Raw genomic sequence first — 16,949 nt, 5'->3', positions numbered from 1 at the left:
GGCACGGATGTGTAATGAGTCAACTTCATCTGACGTTGAAGCCGAAGGCAAGCGCGGTGTTCGCCGATCCGGCGACGTCCAGGATCGCCACCTGCGGCCGTCGCTTCGGCAAGTCTTATCTCTCGGTCGCCAAGGCGCTGCAACGGCGCTTGCATGATCAACCGGCATACTCCTCTTGTCAGTACATCTGTATTAGTGCAGAATGGCGGCTTCGTGCAACTACTGGAAACAACGAGCAGGGCTGAGATCAATCTTCCGTGCAGACACGAAAAATTGGCTGAGATCACCTGCTGCAAAGCAGCGAGCGACTGCCTTCTTAGCAGTCGGTCGATGGTTCGAATCCATCAGGGGGCGTCACCACTAAAAGCCTGTTCAGCACTGGCATCCCAAAGAAGACAAGCTCCTCTCGCAGGGGCCTTTTTCATGCCCAGCAGACCCCCTGGGGTCAGTCAATCAATGAGGCGCTGCTTAGTAAGCAATTTGAGGCCAATCAGGGCGCTGCCTGATCACCGCACCGGTGGCCGGCACCTAACCCAGCCGGTCTTCTGCATCGTTCCCCAGGCCTCGATGGCGTTGTGGCGAAGCATCCGTCGCTGGGTCATCGGCGCCGGGTGCAGGAGCAGAACCGACGGATGCGGCTGCAGGAGGTCAGCTAATGACTCCCACCGACGAACCACCGGTGCCAAAAAGAGCGCTGGGATGTTCAGCGGGTTGCTGCGAATCCGTTTTGGCGGAGATACATCAACCCTCGATGCTTCTGTGAGGGAATGGCATCGGCACCCATGAAAGCTGCTTCCAGACGCAATAAGGCGGCCTCTTTTTTGGCGGCGGTCTTATTCACTGGTGCAAATGCTGAACCGTTCCAATACAACGTGGTCATCACAGCTCCTGCAGAGTCCAAGCCCCCGTTCCATGGCTTGGATTGAGCTGCGCCCCACAGAAGCGAGGTGAACGTTTGGTAGCGGTCGCTACACGTACTTGATAGCCCTCCTGGCGGTCGCTGCGCAACTCTGGCCAGGGATTGCACACAAGGAGAGAAATGCAGCGACAGCAGTAGTCAACAATTGGTGCCAGATCACACTTCAATTGCCGCGAACCAAGGCCAGCGTTAAGTCAGTTCTCTGAACTGACCAAATGGATCACAAAAGCAAGAGCTGCCAAGACCTGAACACTCAATTGGCTGTCTACCAAGCATTCCGCAACGCTCATGGAGTCGCTGCGGTCTTACGACAGATGGCGAATGAACACTGCCCTGTTCAGAAGATGGTTATTCGCTAATCACCGCACGGGTGGCCGGCATCGGAGCCAGCACTCTTAAACCCTGCTGTAGCCGAGCTTGGTTTCAAAGATCTTGAGCGGAAGTCCAAACGACTCCATTAACTGGCGGCATTCATCACCAATCGTGCCGTAGACCTCAACGCTGAACCCATCTCCAAGCTCCACATGCTTTTGCAGATACTCCTGAACTGGAGGGTTAGAAACATGGGCACTGAACGCCTCATCGTTGGCGTAGACCTCTGACCACACGAATGCCTGGGGATCTTCTGGATCCTGATCAAAGGTGTGGTGAATCATTCCTGGCTCAGATGTCTGAACGGCCTCGTCGGTGACGCGGGCGAGCTCGAGGTACTGGTCAACACAACCTGGCTTGACGTGGATTCGCGCCAGCAACATGAACGGTGTGGACTTATCAAAGCTGGCCATCTGATCTCAAGCGATGGCTGAGTGTTCCATGGATTTAGGCAGGTGTCTGCTCACCTGATAGGAAGTGGGCAGCGCCTCCAGCGTGTCTTACCCCTTAAGACAGCGGGCATCATTGCTGTTTGCAAAGTCGGTGCTCTTGGATACGTCAGAACGAGCTGAGCTGAGCCATCACATGTATGTCGAGGCTTCATCCATGGCGAAATCAAACCTCATCGTTGAGACACCTCACGGCGCCTCGATCCAAAAGACCGAGGACGGCCAATTCATTGTTTGCGACGGTGAAAACAACTGCCGCATCACAAGAACTCTTTACTCGGCAGAACAAGAGCTAAGTGTTATGGAGACGGGGTTTTCGTTCCCTTACTCAACCGCCTTTCATCTAGCGAGGGTGGGTTGAGCCCTTGAAGTCGGAGGTCGAAACCTCCATTCAATCCCTGGTATGCGCGAGTTAACGCACAGGCGGCGGGCAGCGCCTCCAGCCCGTCTTCTGCATCGTCTGCCAAGCCTTAATCGCGTTGTGCCGCAGCAACCGCCGCTGGGTCATCGGGACGGGTGAGCGTGGCGGGATCCAGCTGAAGGTGCGGACCTCTACCCACTGCGCGTGGACCGTGGCCATGGAGAGTTTGAAGTGACAGAGCTTCTGATGCTGTTCGGAGTAGAGCCGACCCTCACCACCGGGCTTTTCTGGCGCTTCGTGAAAGCTGCGGTCCTTATTCGCCATGGAGCGAAGTCTGGCGAGCGGGGAACACTCACGGCAGATAGAAAAAGACCCACCTGGCAAAAGGAAGTGGGCTGGGCTCCTGAAGCGGGATGACCCAGTTCTCTCTCTTGGCTATCGGTGGAGATGAGACGAGTCGGCCAGATGTGGGGCGGACTACGGCTCGGGTGATCTGTTCCGACGGCTGGCCGGATCACCCTGTCTGCGATTAGCCAAGCGAAGCCACCCCCTGCACAGAGGTGACGACGCCGCTCTCAGAGGCTGCAAATCAACTGCGAGCGGTGCAATCGTGACCCTGGTACCAATGGCCTGACGCATCACTTGCTACTGAGGCGGGTTGGCCTGCGAGTTGGACCTGGTCATGAACCCCGTGCCTGCCGATCGCAGCTTGGTCACACAGGTGCATCAACTTGGAGTCGGCGAGGAGAGCTCAGCCTCTGGAGTTGAGAGCTGCACCAGGGGTCTTTCTTGCCGTAGCGGAGGGGAGGCTTAGGGCTGCCTCCTTCTCCCTGACAACTGTCAGAATTGCCACACGATGTTGGGTTGCAACCTCAGGCAGAAGCAGCTGCAGCAGGGGCAGCATTAAAGAAGCGCTGCAAGCTCTGGGCCCCCACCTGGAAGAAGGAAGTGGGCTGGGCACCTGAAGCTGGTTAAAACAGTTCTATTGCGAACTAGAACCACTCAAACCATGACTGAGACAACTGTTCTGGACTTCAAGCTCAGCAACACGTTTGAGGAATATCGCGCACATATGAATGCTCCTGAGCAGCAAGCGATGTTTGGCGAGATGGGGGTCAAGACCTTCTTTATTGGCGTCTGCAAGGACGACCCCCAAAGAGCGACAGTAATGTTTCAAGGACCCGAGGACGTCCTCTACAACATCTTCACGAACCCAGAGACCAAGCCAATTGTTGAAGCTTCGGGTCACGTCTATGAAGGCACCGTGATCACTCGTTGGCTTGCATAAGACCCTCAACTCCCCTGTGTCATTTGCCATAATTTTGCCTTAGTTGGGGGAAGCCCTCGGCCAGGTTTCGTTGTTCGAGGGCTTTTTTCTAGGCAAGCGAAGCCACCCTTTCGCTAGGTGACCTCGCCGCTCCCAAGTGCAAATCAACGCGAGCAATTCATTTTTAGCTATTGAATATCGGTAGCAATTGCATCAACCAATACAAATGCTTTGCAATATACATAGATTCAATAAATCGGCTCCATGAAACGCTTTCTATTCGTCGCAGCGAGTCTCCTGCTTGCTTTTACTGCAGAAGCGGAGGTGCGGGGATATGGAGCGCTAACTCTTGATTTCACGCGGGCAAGAAAGATGGGCCAGTCAATCGTAATTCCAGCCGAAAGGGATCAAAAACAAAAACTGCATGTGGCAGTTGTATGCGAGGGCAGAGTTTTTAACTCTACCGACGACGAAATGAAATGGGGTGAATGGAGGGAGCCAAATAACATTTTTGAATCTAGGATTGTAGCTGATGTATGTAATTTTATTTGAAATAAGCTAAATCACCCCGTCGCAAATCGGGGTCTTCGCGTCCCAGGCAAGCAAAAAGCGAATAAGCGTAAATACCTATTTAATTTTGTAATCAGTTGCTAAGCTTTACACGCTCTCTGTTTCGGATTGTTGAGGCTTTAATAGCTTCCTCGGCAATTTTCTCATGGAACTCAACACCATTTTGTTTGCAGTTGTGATGGTCGGTGTCGCAGGTTTCATTATTTTTGAGGCTGTGAAGTCAATATCAGAAGAATTTAATTTTGAAATTCCCTCGATTGGATTCCCAAGGTTAGCTCTTCCCAAGTTCTCTTCAGCGAAAGCAGACGTCTCTACTCCAAAGGGATCCTTCCGCCACAATTTTTGACATTGAGTTTGCGTATCTAAGTCAACATTGAGAAGGCTATAGATGCGCAATATGCTTTATCCCGTCGCAAGGCGGGGTTTTTTGTTGCCATAAAGCTGCAATTTGCGCTGGCCAGACTGGTGCATGGCAGTAACACCGACGCAAGCCCCAGCAACAGCCGCAGGGCCTGAAATCAAGGATCCGACGCTGACGCAGCAGCTGATGCTCGACGCCCCGTTCGGGGATGACCTGTGCGTCATCTCGGCCAGGGGCACGGGTAAGAGCTGGGAGATCGTGATGCTGGTGGCGCGGGACGCTGCACATTGGAAGGAGCGTTATTCCTGTCTGATCACCAGAACGACGTATCAGGCCTGACTGAACTGCAGTGATTGCTGTGGCGTTATCTCCCGGTGGCGTTCCCGGGGAAGACGTATTCCGGCAGCGACATGACCTTCCGGGTTGGCGGGAAGGAAATGCCGTTCGGGCGGGTGGAGTTGGCGTATACCGGCGCGGGGCCGGCAGAGCAGGTGCGAGCGCTGGCGAGGCTGCAGGGCCGGAGCTTCATTTGTGCCATCCACGATGAGGTGGGAAACCACTTCGACGCCGGGTTCATTGACTCATCAGCGGCGACGTTGAGGGGTCCGGCTGGGGTCCCGACAAGAACGATCCTGCTGGGCAACCCCGGGGGTCCGTTTCACCCGGTGCTGCAAGCCCGGTATGGAATCCCCGCTGGCTATCCGGAGGCGGGGAAGGCCTCCCGGTTCTTAGAGGATCTGGGCAAGCACTGCATCTTCGCCAGCTTCACGGCGGCCAGTAACCAGCACCTGGATCTGGATCAATACATCCGGAACATCAAGGTTGCGTGCGCCGATGACTCGGCGTTGCTCGATGCCTGGCTCCATGGCCGCCTCGATGTCGACATCGCTGGAGCGTTCTTCGGGAGCAGTTACGGGATGCGCCGCAGCCTGCGGGATGTGCGGCCTGGTGGGGTGCCACCGGAGGAGCTGAAGCGGGCGTTTGTGGCGATGGCGCCCCGACCGTGGCGTATCTCTGCCTACCGGAACCAGCCGGCACCCCCAGGGGTTCGATCTGGTTGTTGGATGAGTTCTATGTGGCGGCCAGCACTGTTGGTGGGCAACGGGACTGGAGCCGTGGGCAATACCTGAGCAACGCCGAGCAGGCGACGGGAATCATCGAGTGGCTGGCCCGTTGGAACCTGCGGCCGGGCACCACGAAGGTGATTGCGGACGATGCCGTGTTCAACGCCACCGGCAGTGCTCGCGGTTCAACAGCTGGTGACTTCAAAGCTGCGGGCTGCCCCCTGCGCCGCGCCGGGAAGATGAACGCCCGTGAGGCCAATGGATTGGCCTTGGTGCGGACGATGCTTCATGCCGCTGGGTGCGATGCGGAGACGCCATGGCTGTTGTGGACCCGGGCGTGCGAGGGATTGATGGCGACCTGGCCGACGCTGCCCCGCCACCCGCGTGATGTGGAGCGGATTGCCGATGGCTGCGCCAACCACTCGCTCGATGCGGTTCGGTATTGGGTGCAGTGGTATCGAACCAAGTGGAAGATGGGCAGTTCCCAAAGCCGCTTGGGACAGGTTTGGTGAACGCCATACAAATCAACCTTGGCGCGCATGTGCGATTGAGCAGTGAGATGACCCAGCGGGAGTTCTGGCTGCCGTTGGTTGTGTTTATGGGTAGTGATCAGCAGTCGTCGTATTTCTTGGACTTCACCTTCTCAGCTGCTTCTGGGTTGGAGTCAGCCCAGACCTTCATTGAAGGGTTGGCTTCGAGATGTACAGACCAGCAGGCTTTGAGCTGGGGCTTTGGTGTTTTGCGGTAGCGCTTTGCAGGCACGCTTCCCTGCCCAAGGTTGTGAGCACCCTTGTTTTGAGCGTTAGGGCTGGTGGTTACGTCTTCAAAGGGTTTGACAGTGCCTGGGTCTTTTACAGCTGTTCGCTTGTCTGCAGTGATAGTGGTTCTGAGGTTCTCAGATTCCAGACCAGACCAGAGGCCCATCATGTTGATGAAGCTTCGAGCGGGCTTGTGATTTAGGAAAGCAACTTGGACCAATTGGCGAGTGCCGTCGTCGCCCATGTACTTGATGAAGAAGCGCTGGTCTTCGTTAGGGCTATAAAAGCTCTTGGCGCCAAACCAGCCGTGGTAACTGCGTTGTATCGTGTTGTCGGACATGTTCCAGGCGACAACGTCTTCGGCGTAGATGACGACACCAGGCATGGTCATCTTCTCGCCGTCAAATTTGACTTGGCACTTGGTGCGTGAGCTACCGCATAGGCCGTCGAATGTTTCCCATTGGGCTTGAGCAGGTGCTGCAACAGCAAGAGTTGCGGGGGTGATTGCGGTGATGATTTTGATTGGTTGTTCCTTGGTTGGGTTTAGCGAGCAGTGATGATCTGAGGCGCGCTTTGGTCGTACCAGAAGCGAAGGAGCTGTTCGTAGCTCGGGAGCATTGGCGCCTTGTGATCCAGTAACAGCTGGATGCGGTCAGCTTTCTTCATGCCCTTGGCACCACGGCCAGGGATTTTCTGGGCCGTAAGCATTTGCCGCAGGCGCTTGTCAGTGAGTGCGTTCAGCTCGTCAAAAGAGGCAGGCCCTAAAGCAGTGCCAACCAGCTGATAGGTCTCAGCGGCTTCTTCTTTGGTGCTGATGTCTTTCAGCTCACGAAGCCCTTTTGCGCTGTCGTCAATGTGCTGACCAACAAGCCGAGCAAGGGTGCGATCTGCTTCAACAGAACGCTCGATGACGCTACGCAGATTCATTGGTTCCCTCCAGTTCACGCTTGGCTTTTTTGGCTGCAAGCCACTGATGGATGAAGCGGGTCACGGACTCGAGCAACTGACCGATGGCATTGCCACGCCAGACGCGTCCCTGATAGTTGTTCCATGCGTCCTCCAGCTCATCACCGGCGATCTCAAAGCCTTCAAAGACGTCGTGGTATTGAGAAGCAGGTTGTCGAGTTCTGCTTTTTGACGGAGAGTCATCTCAGCAGCTGATGCGAACTGACGCAGCTCACACTCCATCTCGGTGATGCGGGTGGTGAGGCGTGTCACTTGGCCTTTGTACTGACCCCGGCTGCGGCTGAGGAACTGCGCAGCTTCACGAAGCTCTCCGTATTTTTTGCGGAGTTCGCCTGAAGAAGGAGTTGCGGGGAATTGGGCTTCTTTGATGCTGGTCATTGGTCAATGCCGGTGAGGACGATGAAGAGAACGGCGACGTGAGCGAAAGGGCTGACGGCAGCACGGAGTAGTTGGCCCAGTAGATCTTTTTGTGGTTCAGCTGGGATGAGGTTTTGTTGAGGCTCAAGCCAGGCCTCATTGGAATGAGACGGCAGAGCGACGTAGGCGAAATCTGAATTCGTCATTAATCAGTCACGTGATTGGTCTTGTTTTCTCTGCGTTCACAGTCACAGGGATACCCGTCACCCCACATCCCTCAGTTGAGGGATATTTGTGGCGAATTCCCAGGCTCTGAATCTCTTAGGCAACTGATTACATAAGCTCGCCTGAACCTCTTTAGGAATCCTTCCCTGTCCTGAAGCTCAAATCATCCCCAGCATCTGAAGAGCCCCCCACCAACCAAGGGATGCCCATCAGCGTTGAGCTGAGCTGTCAGCAGGCGTTCGCCGATCTTGAAGCCCTCTCTGGGCCATGGCAGGACGCCTGGGAAACATCAGATCCAGACCTGGCCGCACTGCTTTTGCGGCTCTTCGGCACTCATCTGCAGGTCCATAGCGACCGGATCATGAAGGCGATGATCCTGGAGCGTCTTGATGCCTTAGAGCTGCCGCCGAGACTGCGTTAATCCTTCGAGGCACGGCCTAAGCAGCGGGCACTATCACTAAGGAAGATGATCATCCGGGTGATCAGCCAAGCCAGGGCAACCCCAAGCAGGATCGAGACCAGTAACTCCACGGCAGGACTATTAAGGACACCGGCGTGTGGCGGATGTCCATAAATATGCCGATCTGATCAAGGAATGCGTGGGTACAGTTGCTATTAGTCGCTTGTCTTTGCGTCCTTGTCTTTGACGAGGCGTGTTGTCGCCTGAGGGATGGGTGCTGGCTTGCAGGCCAGGGAGGCTTCGATGCGCTGCAGCTGCGCTTCGCGCAGTGCAGCGGAAATGCTGTAAGTGCGGTCAGTCATGAAATGGCGTTCTCGACAGCTGCAGGCTCAGGGCCTTGCGCGATCGAAAGAGGGCCGACAGATCTGAGTACCAGCTGAAACTAAGGGACCAGCAGCAATCGACCAGGGAGCATAAATATCTATGGTCATCATCCTCGGACCAAAGGCCAAAAACTGCCTGCAGGGATCAGGCCAGCAAAAACCTCGCTACGCCAACAAGCGAAAACGAGTGAAGGCTCTACTGCCACCCAAGCATTCGGTCGATCGGATTTGGCGTCATCAAACTGGCCCCAGCCCTCAAAACGGGGCCAGTTTCGCGGGTTTCATTGACGGCATTGCACATCGTTGAAAGCCACGATCCCAGTCATAGCTTGAAAAAGTCAAAAGCCAACTGAGATTTTTTTTGCCTTCTAAGCAGTCGGTCGATGGTTCGAATCCATCAGGGGGCGTCGCCAAAACCCAAGTCACAGCAGGGGCTTAAGCGATTCACCGCTTAAGCAGGCTTGCTGCGGAAGCAATGCCAGGCGACCTGCACGTCGATCACATGCTCCCGCTCAAGCTTGGAGGCCCAAGAGCACCCAGGCAACCTTCAGATCATTACGGAAGCCGCCAACCTCTTCTGGGGAGACCGCTTGAAGGCTTGCCCTTGGCCCAAGCCAGACAACTGGAAAGAGCCGCTATGGGAGCCTGACTGATCGACAAGCCGTTGTCGTCTCTCTGCTGCCGACGATCGAAGGCGTCCTCCTGGACGAGTCAGCAGCTGTCCACTTTTGTAGTCGCAATTCCAGTGGCGTTGCCAACTTGATCTTGTGAGGAGGCGCCTCACGGGAGTGGAAACAAGGTGACACTCCTGAAACGCGTTCTGTGGCCCCTGCCTTTGGCGGGGGCTTCTCATTGGGATGTGGCTCTCAATGGCACATCTAGCTATCTGTTGAGTTCGACCAATCGATCTCCATGAGCGCCGGTTTTCCAGAAGTGACCGAACAAGATCCTTCGCTGCCTGAGCAGCTTGGTGATCGAAAGGAGCGGCTCGCGAAGTTCGTGGTGAAGTTGTGGGCACAACATCGCCACGTTGTAGAGACTCGGCGCCGGATAGATAAAAAGTTCGCGGACGAGAGCGATTGGCTTGTCCGTAAGGACACGGAACTAGTCGACTAGAAAGTCGGGAAGAAGTAGTTCGGCAGAACTTATACCTCGAATGGGGGATGTGCGGCTTGAGAGCCTGACAAAAGACGAACGCTGGCTGGACTGGACGCCAGAGCCCTCGCTAGAGAGTTTTTCTCAAAGGACAATCAGACGAATAACGATGGCGACTGAGGGGCGAAGGCCCCCTGAAGAAAACTGGGGGCTTCGTTAGACCGACTAGATGGCAAGCGCATCTTGACCCTGCAGGCCAAGAGGGGTCTGCACCTGGGAGTCGAGGACCACTTGGCCTCCTTCCTGACAACAGGGGAATCGAGGGCCGCAAGGACTCTTCCCCGCACCATTCAGGCAAACGTGGTCGAGCAACGGGGCTAGCGGTCCCAGCGACACCTCAGCTACGGGATCACCAGAAAATCCATCACCGCAAAGCTGATCAGGCAGGGCAGGAACCCCTTCTCTACGACACCGCACACCAGCCGACGCGGATCCAACACGCAGACCATCAACTGAGCAATCCAAAAAATCGCAACCTTCACGGCAAAGGAAGTGAGGGCGAAACGCCTTTCCGCTGCACTGAGACGAAACACAGTCAGCATTCAGCACGCCGGTTCCAAAATCGACCGATTCGGCCCAGAAGGCAATGAGCACGACAGCTGATTGCCTGATGCTCCACCGCTTCCGAGAGTGTGTGCATCGAGATCGGAGGAGCCCATGACGGCCGAACCCCACCTGAGCAAATCGCAGAAGCAGCCTGACTTTTCTGGCCCCTGCTCCAACTTTTCAACCCAACCGTGAGCGCCTCGTCTGTGACGACACTGATGTGCGTCTGATCAGTCGACACTCCTCTGCACCGTTCGTCTAGGTGCCCCGTAGGAGTCCCGCTTCACACCTGGTCCAAATGGCCCCAGGGTTGCCACAAGCCAGACGCTTCGACCTTCCTCTCTCAGGCCCATTGCCAAGGAGATCCCCAAAGGCAACACGTACTGACTAGGTCGACTGCAATGCATAAACGAGCGAGTTAGGCCGTCTCTTCCATCTGGAAGGGGCGGCCTTCCTCTTTGGGGCGGATTTAGGCGTTAAGCCTTAGCCATCGGCCAGAGGAAAAACAGCAGACTCACTGAATCCGCAATTGCTGAATGAAAGGACTCCACACGAACGTTGCCTACTTCGGTGGCACTGTCGCGATTGCAGTCCTTGTCATGACTTTTGTTGTTAAGGCAACGGCATAACAAGGGATTGATACCTCTTGGCGCAGTCGTTAAGACAACCAAGGATTTGTAACGAGACTAACGTTCTGTCTCGAGTTACTCAGCCAGGTCCCGCCCTGCTGCCTACTTATTGGATTAGCAGGGATAACGATCATGAGAGCAACCAAACTCACCACCGCTCCACAGGGCTTCGAGTACTACAGGGTCTGCGATCAAGAAGGTGTCTGCCGCGTAGTCAGGGGTATGTGGGCCGCACAGCAGCTCATTGAGGACACCCCTGGCCTCAGCGCGACTAAGACACGGCTCTATCCAGCGGAATGGAGTTAGTGCCCTCACTTGGGCAAACGGTCATTGGCTCGAATATCGACAACCCCGAAAAGCTCGCTGCCGCCGACCGGCATATGCCAGTCAGCACCACGTGATTTAGGCAATGAGAAAAACCGCATAATTCTCGCCAGCACTGACGACAGAGGAGCAATCACTAGTCTTCAGGGGTAGCCAGATGTTTTTAGCTACCGATTACGAACTGGCGCTTTCGCTACCGCCCTCGAGCGATTTCTCCAGCTGATCAACGTCCTTCTGCAGGGCATCTACCCGCTGCTTCAGCTGTTGCTCGCGGGCGTGCTCAGCCTCGTCCATCTGCTGGCGGCCGCCGTTCATCATTTCGGTGTAGGTCAGAGCCCTGGGTTTCATCGGCTCAGCCATCAGCTCTGCACTGCCAGGGCTTCCTGCTCCAGCTCATCCAGCATCAGGTTGAAGAACCGCTGATGCAGCACCATCACGGTGAAGCCACGACGCACCCCCTCGGCTGCATGGATGCCGATCGTTTCGCGATCCGAAGCATCCAGCTCAGGGTTGGAGAGGTGCTGAAAATGCACCTGCAGCTTTTTGTTCACCTCAGTCATTGCGTGAATGATCGGCTGAGGTGAGGGCATCGGAAGCCTGCTGCGGCTTCCAATATCGGGCCGAAATCGGCCGCAGACAATGGCCAAAATCGAAAAATCTGAATGAGCAAGCGCAGCCCAGGCAGCTGCTCGCGCTGGATCTAGAGCTGCTTGATCAGGGCTAATCACATTGGTTCTAATTCTGGCTCTAAGCGACCAGCTGCCACCCCATAAATCCCAGTCACTGCAATGGGTTTAGGCACCAGGACTTACTGCCTTCTTAGCAGTCGGTCGATGGTTCGAATCCATCAGGGGGCGTCGACGAAGAAGCCACTCCAACGAAAACGTCTTGGAATGGTTCAAACGGGTTATGAAGCCCCTCGGATTGTTGAGGGGCATCGCTCCCATCAGATGCTCAGCTGTAGGCCTTGGCAATCAGGGGGCCAGCCTGCTCATCTGACAGCACTGGGGTGACCTCCCAGTCAAGGCACTCGGCCCACTCGGCGGCATGCTCGTAACAGGCATCGGCGGTGTCGGCCTCCACGAGGATCCAGCCTTCAACCGAGCCAGGGGCATGCCAACGCTTCCAGGACTTGCACTCAGGGAAAGGCGCACCCGTTGACAGGAACTTCTTGGCAGCAATTTCGTGGTAGCCGGTCTTGAACGACCAGTGCATCAAAAAGGTCATGGAAGGTGTTGAAGCCAACGAACATTCCCACAGACCAGACAGCTTGTCTGTGAGGGCGAACACGGAGGGATGGAACGCTGCAGGCCCATCCCTCAATCGTCATCGGCAGTCGTCTTGCATCCAGCGTCAAGCGCGGTTACTTGGGAGCCATACAGCCAGATGGCGGAATGCCGGAGCTTCTCAAGCGTCAGATCGACCGCCTGGAAACCGCCATTGACCTGTCGACAGACTGGCTTGAAATTCAATATCTGATGGTTGAGCTCGATCAACTCAAAGTTCTGTTTAAGGAGGCGGAATCAGAGGCTGCTTAAGCGGGTTTTGACATCAGCCTCAGATCAAAACTCCATCGAAATCAGCCGCACGTCGGGCCAGCTTGTTCAGCGTTATGGATCCAACCCTGCCAGCGTGGGCAGTGACTGATGTTCCATGGGATGAATAACGAGCAGCAGGCGGAACTGGAACGCCTCGAACGGGTGCTTGCGGTGGCCAAGCGGAACGGAAACGAGCTGTTCATTCAGAACATCGAACGGGAGATCGCCGCCGTTCAGCGGGGTGAAAGCTCCCCCCTCATCGAGGAGTACCTCACCGAGGAAGAACGAGCCTCAAGAGATGTCGACCACCAGACCGGGGTCTGATGAGATCGCTTGCCCCCGGATCCACGCAAGATCAAGCGCCCGCTTCAGTCGACTGAAAGGCATGCCATCCCAACAATCGATCGTTCAGGCCCTCGAGGCAATGCGCCTTAATGCTGATGACTTTGTGCCCAGAAGGCACAAAACTATGGGCATCGAGATCGGAGGAGCCCATGACGGACGACACTCCACCCCAGCAGACCAAAGAAGCAGACTGACTTTCTGGCCCCTGCTCCAACAGTCTCAACAATGATCTGGGTTGGTCCTTTAGTGGGCACGCAATGGTCCGCCACGCCAATCGACGCTCCACTTGCACCGTCTCAGGTGCAAGTGGAGAAAACGACCCAACACCTCGAGCCCATGGCCCCAGGGCGCCTCGAGCCAGACGCTTCGACCCTTTCTTTTCTTCGCTGAAGTGATGGGTTGAACGATGCACAAACGAGCGAGTTAGGCCGTCTTTCCACCGGGAAGGGCGGCCTTCCTCTTTGGCTGATCACCCTGAAACAGCAACAGCCTGGTCTCATCTCAGGCTCACGTTCAACACTTCAGGAAAAGCCATGCAGACAAGCATCAAGCATCTGCATCTTCAACATCGGCCCCAGAACCAACACCCTCAGCCACGGGATCTTGCCCAGGCCGCCAACCACTTTCCCAGATTTCCCGCGTCTTAAGATTCAACTCGTCGCGCGATAATCCCCATAGCGTGAGACATTTTTGAAGATCATCGCGAATATCTTCAGCGCCAGGAAAATCCGCATAGCGAGAAAACAATGCAGCAATCGTTGTCAACTGCTGCGGACCTGGCGTGCCCTCGTGACCCAAAACAGCATCGATCTGGTCGCGATCGATGGCGTAAAGCGGATGGGTTTGTTGCGTGTCGTCGCTCATCAACCAATCATGCCTGAACAGGACGACCAGAGCAGCGGATCAGTCGAGCTCCCAGCACTCAGAACCACGACTGGTGAGCAGGCACACAACATGGTTCTCCTCGCTGATCAGGCGATATGTATGCCCATCAGCATCACTGCGGGCACGGGCATGCCAGAACGCGTTGTCTTTTGAAGCGTGCTCGGCACGGTTGGACCAACCTTCAACAGTTAGCTCTTGAACCGCAAACATGCGCTTGACTCGAACTGAACAAAGGCTCGAGGGGCACACGGGTTCTGTGCAGGATCAACAGAAACTCGTTGGGATCACTTGATCAGCTGTTGTAATCAGCGTAAAGCCGAGATTTTGTCGACGCTTGAACCAACTTCCTCTATGGAAAGACGCTCAGCTGTGGCGTCATTCTGAAGACGAAAGAGAAAGCCATTCACCCAAGCTGTCTCTTTGTTGTTGACCTCATGGCCCCGGTCAACAAACCCGGGCTGCTGCTGGAACAGATGCAGAAGAATGGTCAGAACGTCCTGCGGTGAAAGATTTTCAGGGTCAATCGATGGCAATTGATCCCTGACATCCAGATACGACATTGATCCAGTGGTCGCAACATCAAAGGCCACTGTCGACTTGCACACACGATCAGTCCATCCAAACAAAAAGCCCCACCGAAGTGGGGCGTCATCCCTTGAATGAAACAGGGGTCAGAGCCAATTGGCACGCATGGCCTCGTAGGTCACGCCTCGGTATTTCAACTGAGTTGGAGCAACCTTCTCTTTCGCCAGCTTGACGGGAGAGAGATGGGCAGAGGTGTAGTCGCTAGATTCGGATCCGCGAGCTACGGCCTTTTTGGAGCTGTTGCGGAGCTGCACGCGCAGCTCACGCTGCTTCAGAAGCTGAAGAGCATTCATAGTGTTCCTCGTAGAAAGCTCAGGCCCCGTTCCATGCCCTGAGTCGAACTGCGCTTCGCTGTGTAGCGAAGTGAACGTTTGTAGCAGTTGCTACAAACTAAATATAGGGCACCCAAGCCCGGTTGCGCTGTTCATCACGCAACAGCGAGAGGCAATTAAATCAAGTTCAACCGCAAAAGCTGCGGCAATGCGAGCGAATTATGGTCGTCTTCATTGGTCGTTCTCAATTCAAGGTTGAAAAACAGCGCTGATTGCTCCTGAACAAAAGGGCCTGCATGCCACGTCCCGGGATGCAGCTTGAAGGCTTCACCTGCTTGAAACTTGATCAGAGCGATGGAGGATACGGCAGGCGGACAGCCTGAATCCGTTGAAGGAGCCATGGCCAGCCACCAGGGCTGTGCATCGGCAGACCCCAAACATTGGCTCACGCGATAGTGCCGCGTCATCGACTTGAGCACGGGAGGCCGGCGGCGGATCCGCATCACGTAGAAGCGTGGCAGGCCATCTGCAGCGAAATACAGATCTGCATCAGCGGGACCGAACATTGCAGGGTCGCCCTGCGGACGCAACAAGGTGCCGCAGCGCTCCAACCAGGGCGAATCCGATGAAATCGGCCTCAGGCTCTGGGCTTCCTCGTGTTCCATCCCGTCAGGATATGAAAACCAGGCCATGCACCAGTCCAACAAATGGTGCCTTGAGCCACTGACGCCAGGGTCGCGACTCCCTATCACCTGAAAAAGGTGAACCGATCATGCTGACCACATCAACACGCTTGAAACTGCAAAACATCTGCAGCCGTCTGGCCCAGGGTGAGTTCGTATCCCTCCAGGAACGCGTCTACCTTCAAAAATTTGCCGAACGCGATCGCAGCGTCAGCACGTGGGTGAGCAGAGCGCAGCGTTTTCAACGGGAAGGCACGCAACAAGGGCTCGACGGCTTAATGGCCAATCTCGATCTGGGGCGACGCAATCCAGACGACCCTGAACATCCAGAGGATGATCTCGGCGACTGGTTCAGCAATGCCTCGCCCTGGCTGCGTCGCGACTGACGCCCCTTAGCTGGGATCTTCGAGGGGGCCGAAATGGTTGACGGCAACCTCTTGCAAGGTCTTCAACGATTCCAGAACAGCCAGGCGTTGCTGCGCCTGGGCAAGCATTGGCTTGCCATGAGGAACACATGACTCGATCAGGGATGCCGCCTCAGAGGCTTCAGCCTTCACCCAACCGGTGCATCGTTCGAGGCGGGTGGTGAGATCACCATCGCGCAACGCACCCGAGTAGTTCGGCCCTGCGAAAACCTCGAGAAGTGTCGCCAGTGCATCCCTGGCCTGCTCCCGATTCACCGTCATAGGGCTTGTGGAATACGGGCCCACACTGGCAGCACGGGCACAAAAAAGCCGCCATATATGGGCGGCCGGGTGATGGGGATATCCACAACCTACCTGAACGATCCAGTGATTGCAGGCCTTTTGAAGAAACGGCGACAACGCAGTTCGTCAAAGTTATCCACCTTCCTGTGGATAAAACGCCGCCAAGCGATGTCTTGTGAAATTCAATCCACCAGATGTGGTGGCTCTGCTGCGCAAACTTGACGAGAAGCACTACACTTATTGGAATGCCAGGTGATGGGGATTACTTGGCCTAATCCTCCGTTCAACGGAGGTTTTTTTATGGCTTGTTCCTCAACAAGGCAGACCTGTCTGGAGAGCCTTTGCATCCAAGGAGCGCGTCTGCACAGCGGAGCTGAGCCAAAGGAGCACAACTTTGTTCATTGATCTGAGTGGACTGGAGCTTTCTTTGGTTCTGACCCAGCCCAGTGGGATCAGACAACAACTCCGTGAGAAACGAGTCAGATCCCTACAGACCCACACCATAAGCTCCGTGCATCCATCACAGGATCCCGGCTGATGCGTTCCCTCAACGGACTGCTGCCTCTCTCGATTGCTCTAAGTCTGCTCTCGTCTGCGGCAGGAGCTCTGGAGATGGGTCCTTGTGAGCCCGCCAAAGCGGTGAAGATCATCGACACCAGCATCAAAGAAGGAAAAACGCTTCAGCAAGCCATGGAGATGATGATCAAAGAGAAGGTCTTTGACGGATCCAAAGCCTGCATCACCTTCATCCGCGAGACCTCGATGACCATGCGAGATCCCCACCCAAGCGCTTTCAAAGCGCTCTGGTTGAACTGAACATCCGTCTGA

The 16,949-nt window shown here is 55.5% G+C and carries 31 protein-coding genes; 12 read left to right on the top strand and 19 right to left on the bottom strand.

Annotation, left to right across the window (positions count from 1 at the left end; genetic code table 11):
* The first annotated feature begins 14 nt into the window (after positions 1-14).
* Entirely contained in the window at positions 15-245 is a 231-nt protein-coding gene (locus SYNCC9605_RS14445; protein WP_156782961.1) for a hypothetical protein, read from the top strand.
* A gap of 261 nt (positions 246-506) precedes the next feature.
* Here the strand turns inward: SYNCC9605_RS14445 and SYNCC9605_RS15755 are convergent, their stop codons facing one another.
* The 4 genes from SYNCC9605_RS15755 to SYNCC9605_RS02790 form a co-directional block, all read right to left on the bottom strand.
* The gene (locus SYNCC9605_RS15755; RefSeq protein WP_374699857.1) at positions 507-677 is read right to left on the bottom strand and encodes a DUF1651 domain-containing protein; all 171 of its coding nucleotides are present in this window, start codon (positions 675-677) and stop codon (positions 507-509) included.
* A gap of 26 nt (positions 678-703) precedes the next feature.
* Positions 704-880: a hypothetical protein gene (locus SYNCC9605_RS14435; protein ID WP_156782960.1), complete on the bottom strand. Its 177-nt coding sequence runs from the start codon at positions 878-880 to the stop codon at positions 704-706.
* A 434-nt stretch (positions 881-1,314) separates the two neighbouring features.
* A complete protein-coding gene (locus SYNCC9605_RS02800; protein WP_011363554.1) occupies positions 1,315-1,704 on the bottom strand; it encodes a putative quinol monooxygenase in 390 nt (129 codons plus the stop codon).
* A gap of 448 nt (positions 1,705-2,152) precedes the next feature.
* Positions 2,153-2,425, bottom strand: coding sequence for a DUF1651 domain-containing protein (locus SYNCC9605_RS02790; protein ID WP_041434390.1), 273 nt, complete (start codon positions 2,423-2,425; stop codon positions 2,153-2,155).
* A 685-nt stretch (positions 2,426-3,110) separates the two neighbouring features.
* Here SYNCC9605_RS02790 and SYNCC9605_RS02785 point away from each other — a divergent pair.
* From SYNCC9605_RS02785 to SYNCC9605_RS02765, 6 genes are all read left to right on the top strand, one after another.
* Positions 3,111-3,389, top strand: coding sequence for a DUF3764 family protein (locus SYNCC9605_RS02785; RefSeq protein ID WP_011363552.1), 279 nt, complete (start codon positions 3,111-3,113; stop codon positions 3,387-3,389).
* Positions 3,390-3,632: 243 nt separating this feature from the next.
* The gene (locus SYNCC9605_RS02780) at positions 3,633-3,920 is read left to right on the top strand and encodes a hypothetical protein (protein ID WP_011363551.1); all 288 of its coding nucleotides are present in this window, start codon (positions 3,633-3,635) and stop codon (positions 3,918-3,920) included.
* A 163-nt stretch (positions 3,921-4,083) separates the two neighbouring features.
* Positions 4,084-4,284: a hypothetical protein gene (locus SYNCC9605_RS14430; RefSeq protein ID WP_156782959.1), complete on the top strand. Its 201-nt coding sequence runs from the start codon at positions 4,084-4,086 to the stop codon at positions 4,282-4,284.
* Positions 4,285-4,407: 123 nt separating this feature from the next.
* Complete coding sequence (locus SYNCC9605_RS02775; RefSeq protein WP_041434388.1) at positions 4,408-4,638, top strand: hypothetical protein; 231 nt, start codon at positions 4,408-4,410, stop codon at positions 4,636-4,638.
* 14 nt (positions 4,639-4,652) lie between these two features.
* Positions 4,653-5,429: a hypothetical protein gene (locus tag SYNCC9605_RS02770; RefSeq protein WP_156782958.1), complete on the top strand. Its 777-nt coding sequence runs from the start codon at positions 4,653-4,655 to the stop codon at positions 5,427-5,429.
* On the top strand, positions 5,360-5,875 hold the full coding sequence (locus SYNCC9605_RS02765; RefSeq protein WP_156782957.1) for a hypothetical protein: 516 nt from the start codon (positions 5,360-5,362) through the stop codon (positions 5,873-5,875). Before SYNCC9605_RS02770 ends, SYNCC9605_RS02765 begins: the two co-directional genes overlap by 70 nt.
* A gap of 97 nt (positions 5,876-5,972) precedes the next feature.
* On the opposite strand, the gene SYNCC9605_RS02760 is transcribed toward SYNCC9605_RS02765, so the two are convergent.
* From SYNCC9605_RS02760 to SYNCC9605_RS02745, 4 genes are all read right to left on the bottom strand, one after another.
* Complete coding sequence (locus SYNCC9605_RS02760) at positions 5,973-6,506, bottom strand: hypothetical protein (RefSeq protein WP_156782956.1); 534 nt, start codon at positions 6,504-6,506, stop codon at positions 5,973-5,975.
* 158 nt (positions 6,507-6,664) lie between these two features.
* Positions 6,665-7,048 carry a hypothetical protein gene (locus SYNCC9605_RS02755; protein WP_011363545.1) on the bottom strand — a complete coding sequence of 128 codons (384 nt, stop codon included), beginning with the start codon at positions 7,046-7,048 and terminating at the stop codon, positions 6,665-6,667.
* 60 nt (positions 7,049-7,108) lie between these two features.
* Positions 7,109-7,465 carry a hypothetical protein gene (locus SYNCC9605_RS02750; protein ID WP_011363544.1) on the bottom strand — a complete coding sequence of 119 codons (357 nt, stop codon included), beginning with the start codon at positions 7,463-7,465 and terminating at the stop codon, positions 7,109-7,111.
* The gene (locus SYNCC9605_RS02745; RefSeq protein ID WP_041434385.1) at positions 7,462-7,650 is read right to left on the bottom strand and encodes a hypothetical protein; all 189 of its coding nucleotides are present in this window, start codon (positions 7,648-7,650) and stop codon (positions 7,462-7,464) included. The genes SYNCC9605_RS02750 and SYNCC9605_RS02745 overlap by 4 nt, the downstream gene beginning before the upstream one ends.
* A 221-nt stretch (positions 7,651-7,871) precedes the next feature.
* On the opposite strand from SYNCC9605_RS02745, the gene SYNCC9605_RS02740 reads away from it, so the two are divergent.
* Complete coding sequence (locus tag SYNCC9605_RS02740) at positions 7,872-8,090, top strand: hypothetical protein (RefSeq protein WP_011363543.1); 219 nt, start codon at positions 7,872-7,874, stop codon at positions 8,088-8,090.
* Between the two features lie 194 nt (positions 8,091-8,284).
* On the opposite strand, the gene SYNCC9605_RS15015 is transcribed toward SYNCC9605_RS02740, so the two are convergent.
* From SYNCC9605_RS15015 to SYNCC9605_RS02710, 5 genes are all read right to left on the bottom strand, one after another.
* The gene (locus SYNCC9605_RS15015; protein WP_198002468.1) at positions 8,285-8,431 is read right to left on the bottom strand and encodes a hypothetical protein; all 147 of its coding nucleotides are present in this window, start codon (positions 8,429-8,431) and stop codon (positions 8,285-8,287) included.
* A gap of 1,517 nt (positions 8,432-9,948) precedes the next feature.
* A complete protein-coding gene (locus SYNCC9605_RS02725) occupies positions 9,949-10,149 on the bottom strand; it encodes a hypothetical protein (protein WP_011363542.1) in 201 nt (66 codons plus the stop codon).
* A 1,131-nt stretch (positions 10,150-11,280) separates the two neighbouring features.
* Positions 11,281-11,466, bottom strand: coding sequence for a hypothetical protein (locus SYNCC9605_RS02720; RefSeq protein WP_011363541.1), 186 nt, complete (start codon positions 11,464-11,466; stop codon positions 11,281-11,283).
* Positions 11,466-11,696: a hypothetical protein gene (locus SYNCC9605_RS02715; protein WP_011363540.1), complete on the bottom strand. Its 231-nt coding sequence runs from the start codon at positions 11,694-11,696 to the stop codon at positions 11,466-11,468. Before SYNCC9605_RS02715 ends, SYNCC9605_RS02720 begins: the two co-directional genes overlap by 1 nt.
* 364 nt (positions 11,697-12,060) lie before the next feature.
* On the bottom strand, positions 12,061-12,333 hold the full coding sequence (locus SYNCC9605_RS02710) for a DUF3303 domain-containing protein (RefSeq protein WP_041434379.1): 273 nt from the start codon (positions 12,331-12,333) through the stop codon (positions 12,061-12,063).
* 167 nt (positions 12,334-12,500) lie between these two features.
* On the opposite strand from SYNCC9605_RS02710, the gene SYNCC9605_RS15010 reads away from it, so the two are divergent.
* Positions 12,501-12,644: a hypothetical protein gene (locus SYNCC9605_RS15010; RefSeq protein WP_198002467.1), complete on the top strand. Its 144-nt coding sequence runs from the start codon at positions 12,501-12,503 to the stop codon at positions 12,642-12,644.
* Positions 12,645-12,764: 120 nt separating this feature from the next.
* Positions 12,765-12,968, top strand: a complete 204-nt coding sequence (locus SYNCC9605_RS02705) for a hypothetical protein (RefSeq protein WP_156782955.1) — start codon at positions 12,765-12,767, stop codon at positions 12,966-12,968.
* A 567-nt stretch (positions 12,969-13,535) separates the two neighbouring features.
* Here the strand turns inward: SYNCC9605_RS02705 and SYNCC9605_RS02700 are convergent.
* The 5 genes from SYNCC9605_RS02700 to SYNCC9605_RS02680 all read right to left on the bottom strand — a co-directional run bounded on the left by SYNCC9605_RS02700 (position 13,536) and on the right by SYNCC9605_RS02680 (position 15,396).
* Positions 13,536-13,853: a DUF3288 family protein gene (locus tag SYNCC9605_RS02700; RefSeq protein ID WP_011363536.1), complete on the bottom strand. Its 318-nt coding sequence runs from the start codon at positions 13,851-13,853 to the stop codon at positions 13,536-13,538.
* Positions 13,854-13,892: 39 nt separating this feature from the next.
* Entirely contained in the window at positions 13,893-14,084 is a 192-nt protein-coding gene (locus SYNCC9605_RS02695; RefSeq protein ID WP_011363535.1) for a hypothetical protein, read from the bottom strand.
* A gap of 95 nt (positions 14,085-14,179) precedes the next feature.
* Entirely contained in the window at positions 14,180-14,464 is a 285-nt protein-coding gene (locus SYNCC9605_RS02690) for a hypothetical protein (RefSeq protein ID WP_083757049.1), read from the bottom strand.
* An 81-nt stretch (positions 14,465-14,545) separates the two neighbouring features.
* Positions 14,546-14,752, bottom strand: a complete 207-nt coding sequence (locus tag SYNCC9605_RS02685; protein ID WP_041434375.1) for a hypothetical protein — start codon at positions 14,750-14,752, stop codon at positions 14,546-14,548.
* Between the two features lie 155 nt (positions 14,753-14,907).
* Complete coding sequence (locus SYNCC9605_RS02680; protein WP_257929900.1) at positions 14,908-15,396, bottom strand: hypothetical protein; 489 nt, start codon at positions 15,394-15,396, stop codon at positions 14,908-14,910.
* A 107-nt stretch (positions 15,397-15,503) separates the two neighbouring features.
* Between SYNCC9605_RS02680 and SYNCC9605_RS02675 the strand changes: the two genes are divergently transcribed.
* A complete protein-coding gene (locus SYNCC9605_RS02675) occupies positions 15,504-15,800 on the top strand; it encodes a hypothetical protein (RefSeq protein WP_011363532.1) in 297 nt (98 codons plus the stop codon).
* 6 nt (positions 15,801-15,806) lie between these two features.
* Here the strand turns inward: SYNCC9605_RS02675 and SYNCC9605_RS02670 are convergent, their stop codons facing one another.
* Positions 15,807-16,100, bottom strand: a complete 294-nt coding sequence (locus tag SYNCC9605_RS02670) for a hypothetical protein (RefSeq protein ID WP_011363531.1) — start codon at positions 16,098-16,100, stop codon at positions 15,807-15,809.
* Between the two features lie 558 nt (positions 16,101-16,658).
* Here SYNCC9605_RS02670 and SYNCC9605_RS02665 point away from each other — a divergent pair.
* Positions 16,659-16,937, top strand: coding sequence for a hypothetical protein (locus SYNCC9605_RS02665; RefSeq protein WP_011363530.1), 279 nt, complete (start codon positions 16,659-16,661; stop codon positions 16,935-16,937).
* Positions 16,938-16,949: the final 12 nt, after the last annotated feature.

It is taken from the genome of Synechococcus sp. CC9605 (assembly GCF_000012625.1).
GTDB lineage: Bacteria > Cyanobacteriota > Cyanobacteriia > PCC-6307 > Cyanobiaceae > Parasynechococcus.
This window is presented reverse-complemented; position numbering and strand designations above follow the sequence as displayed.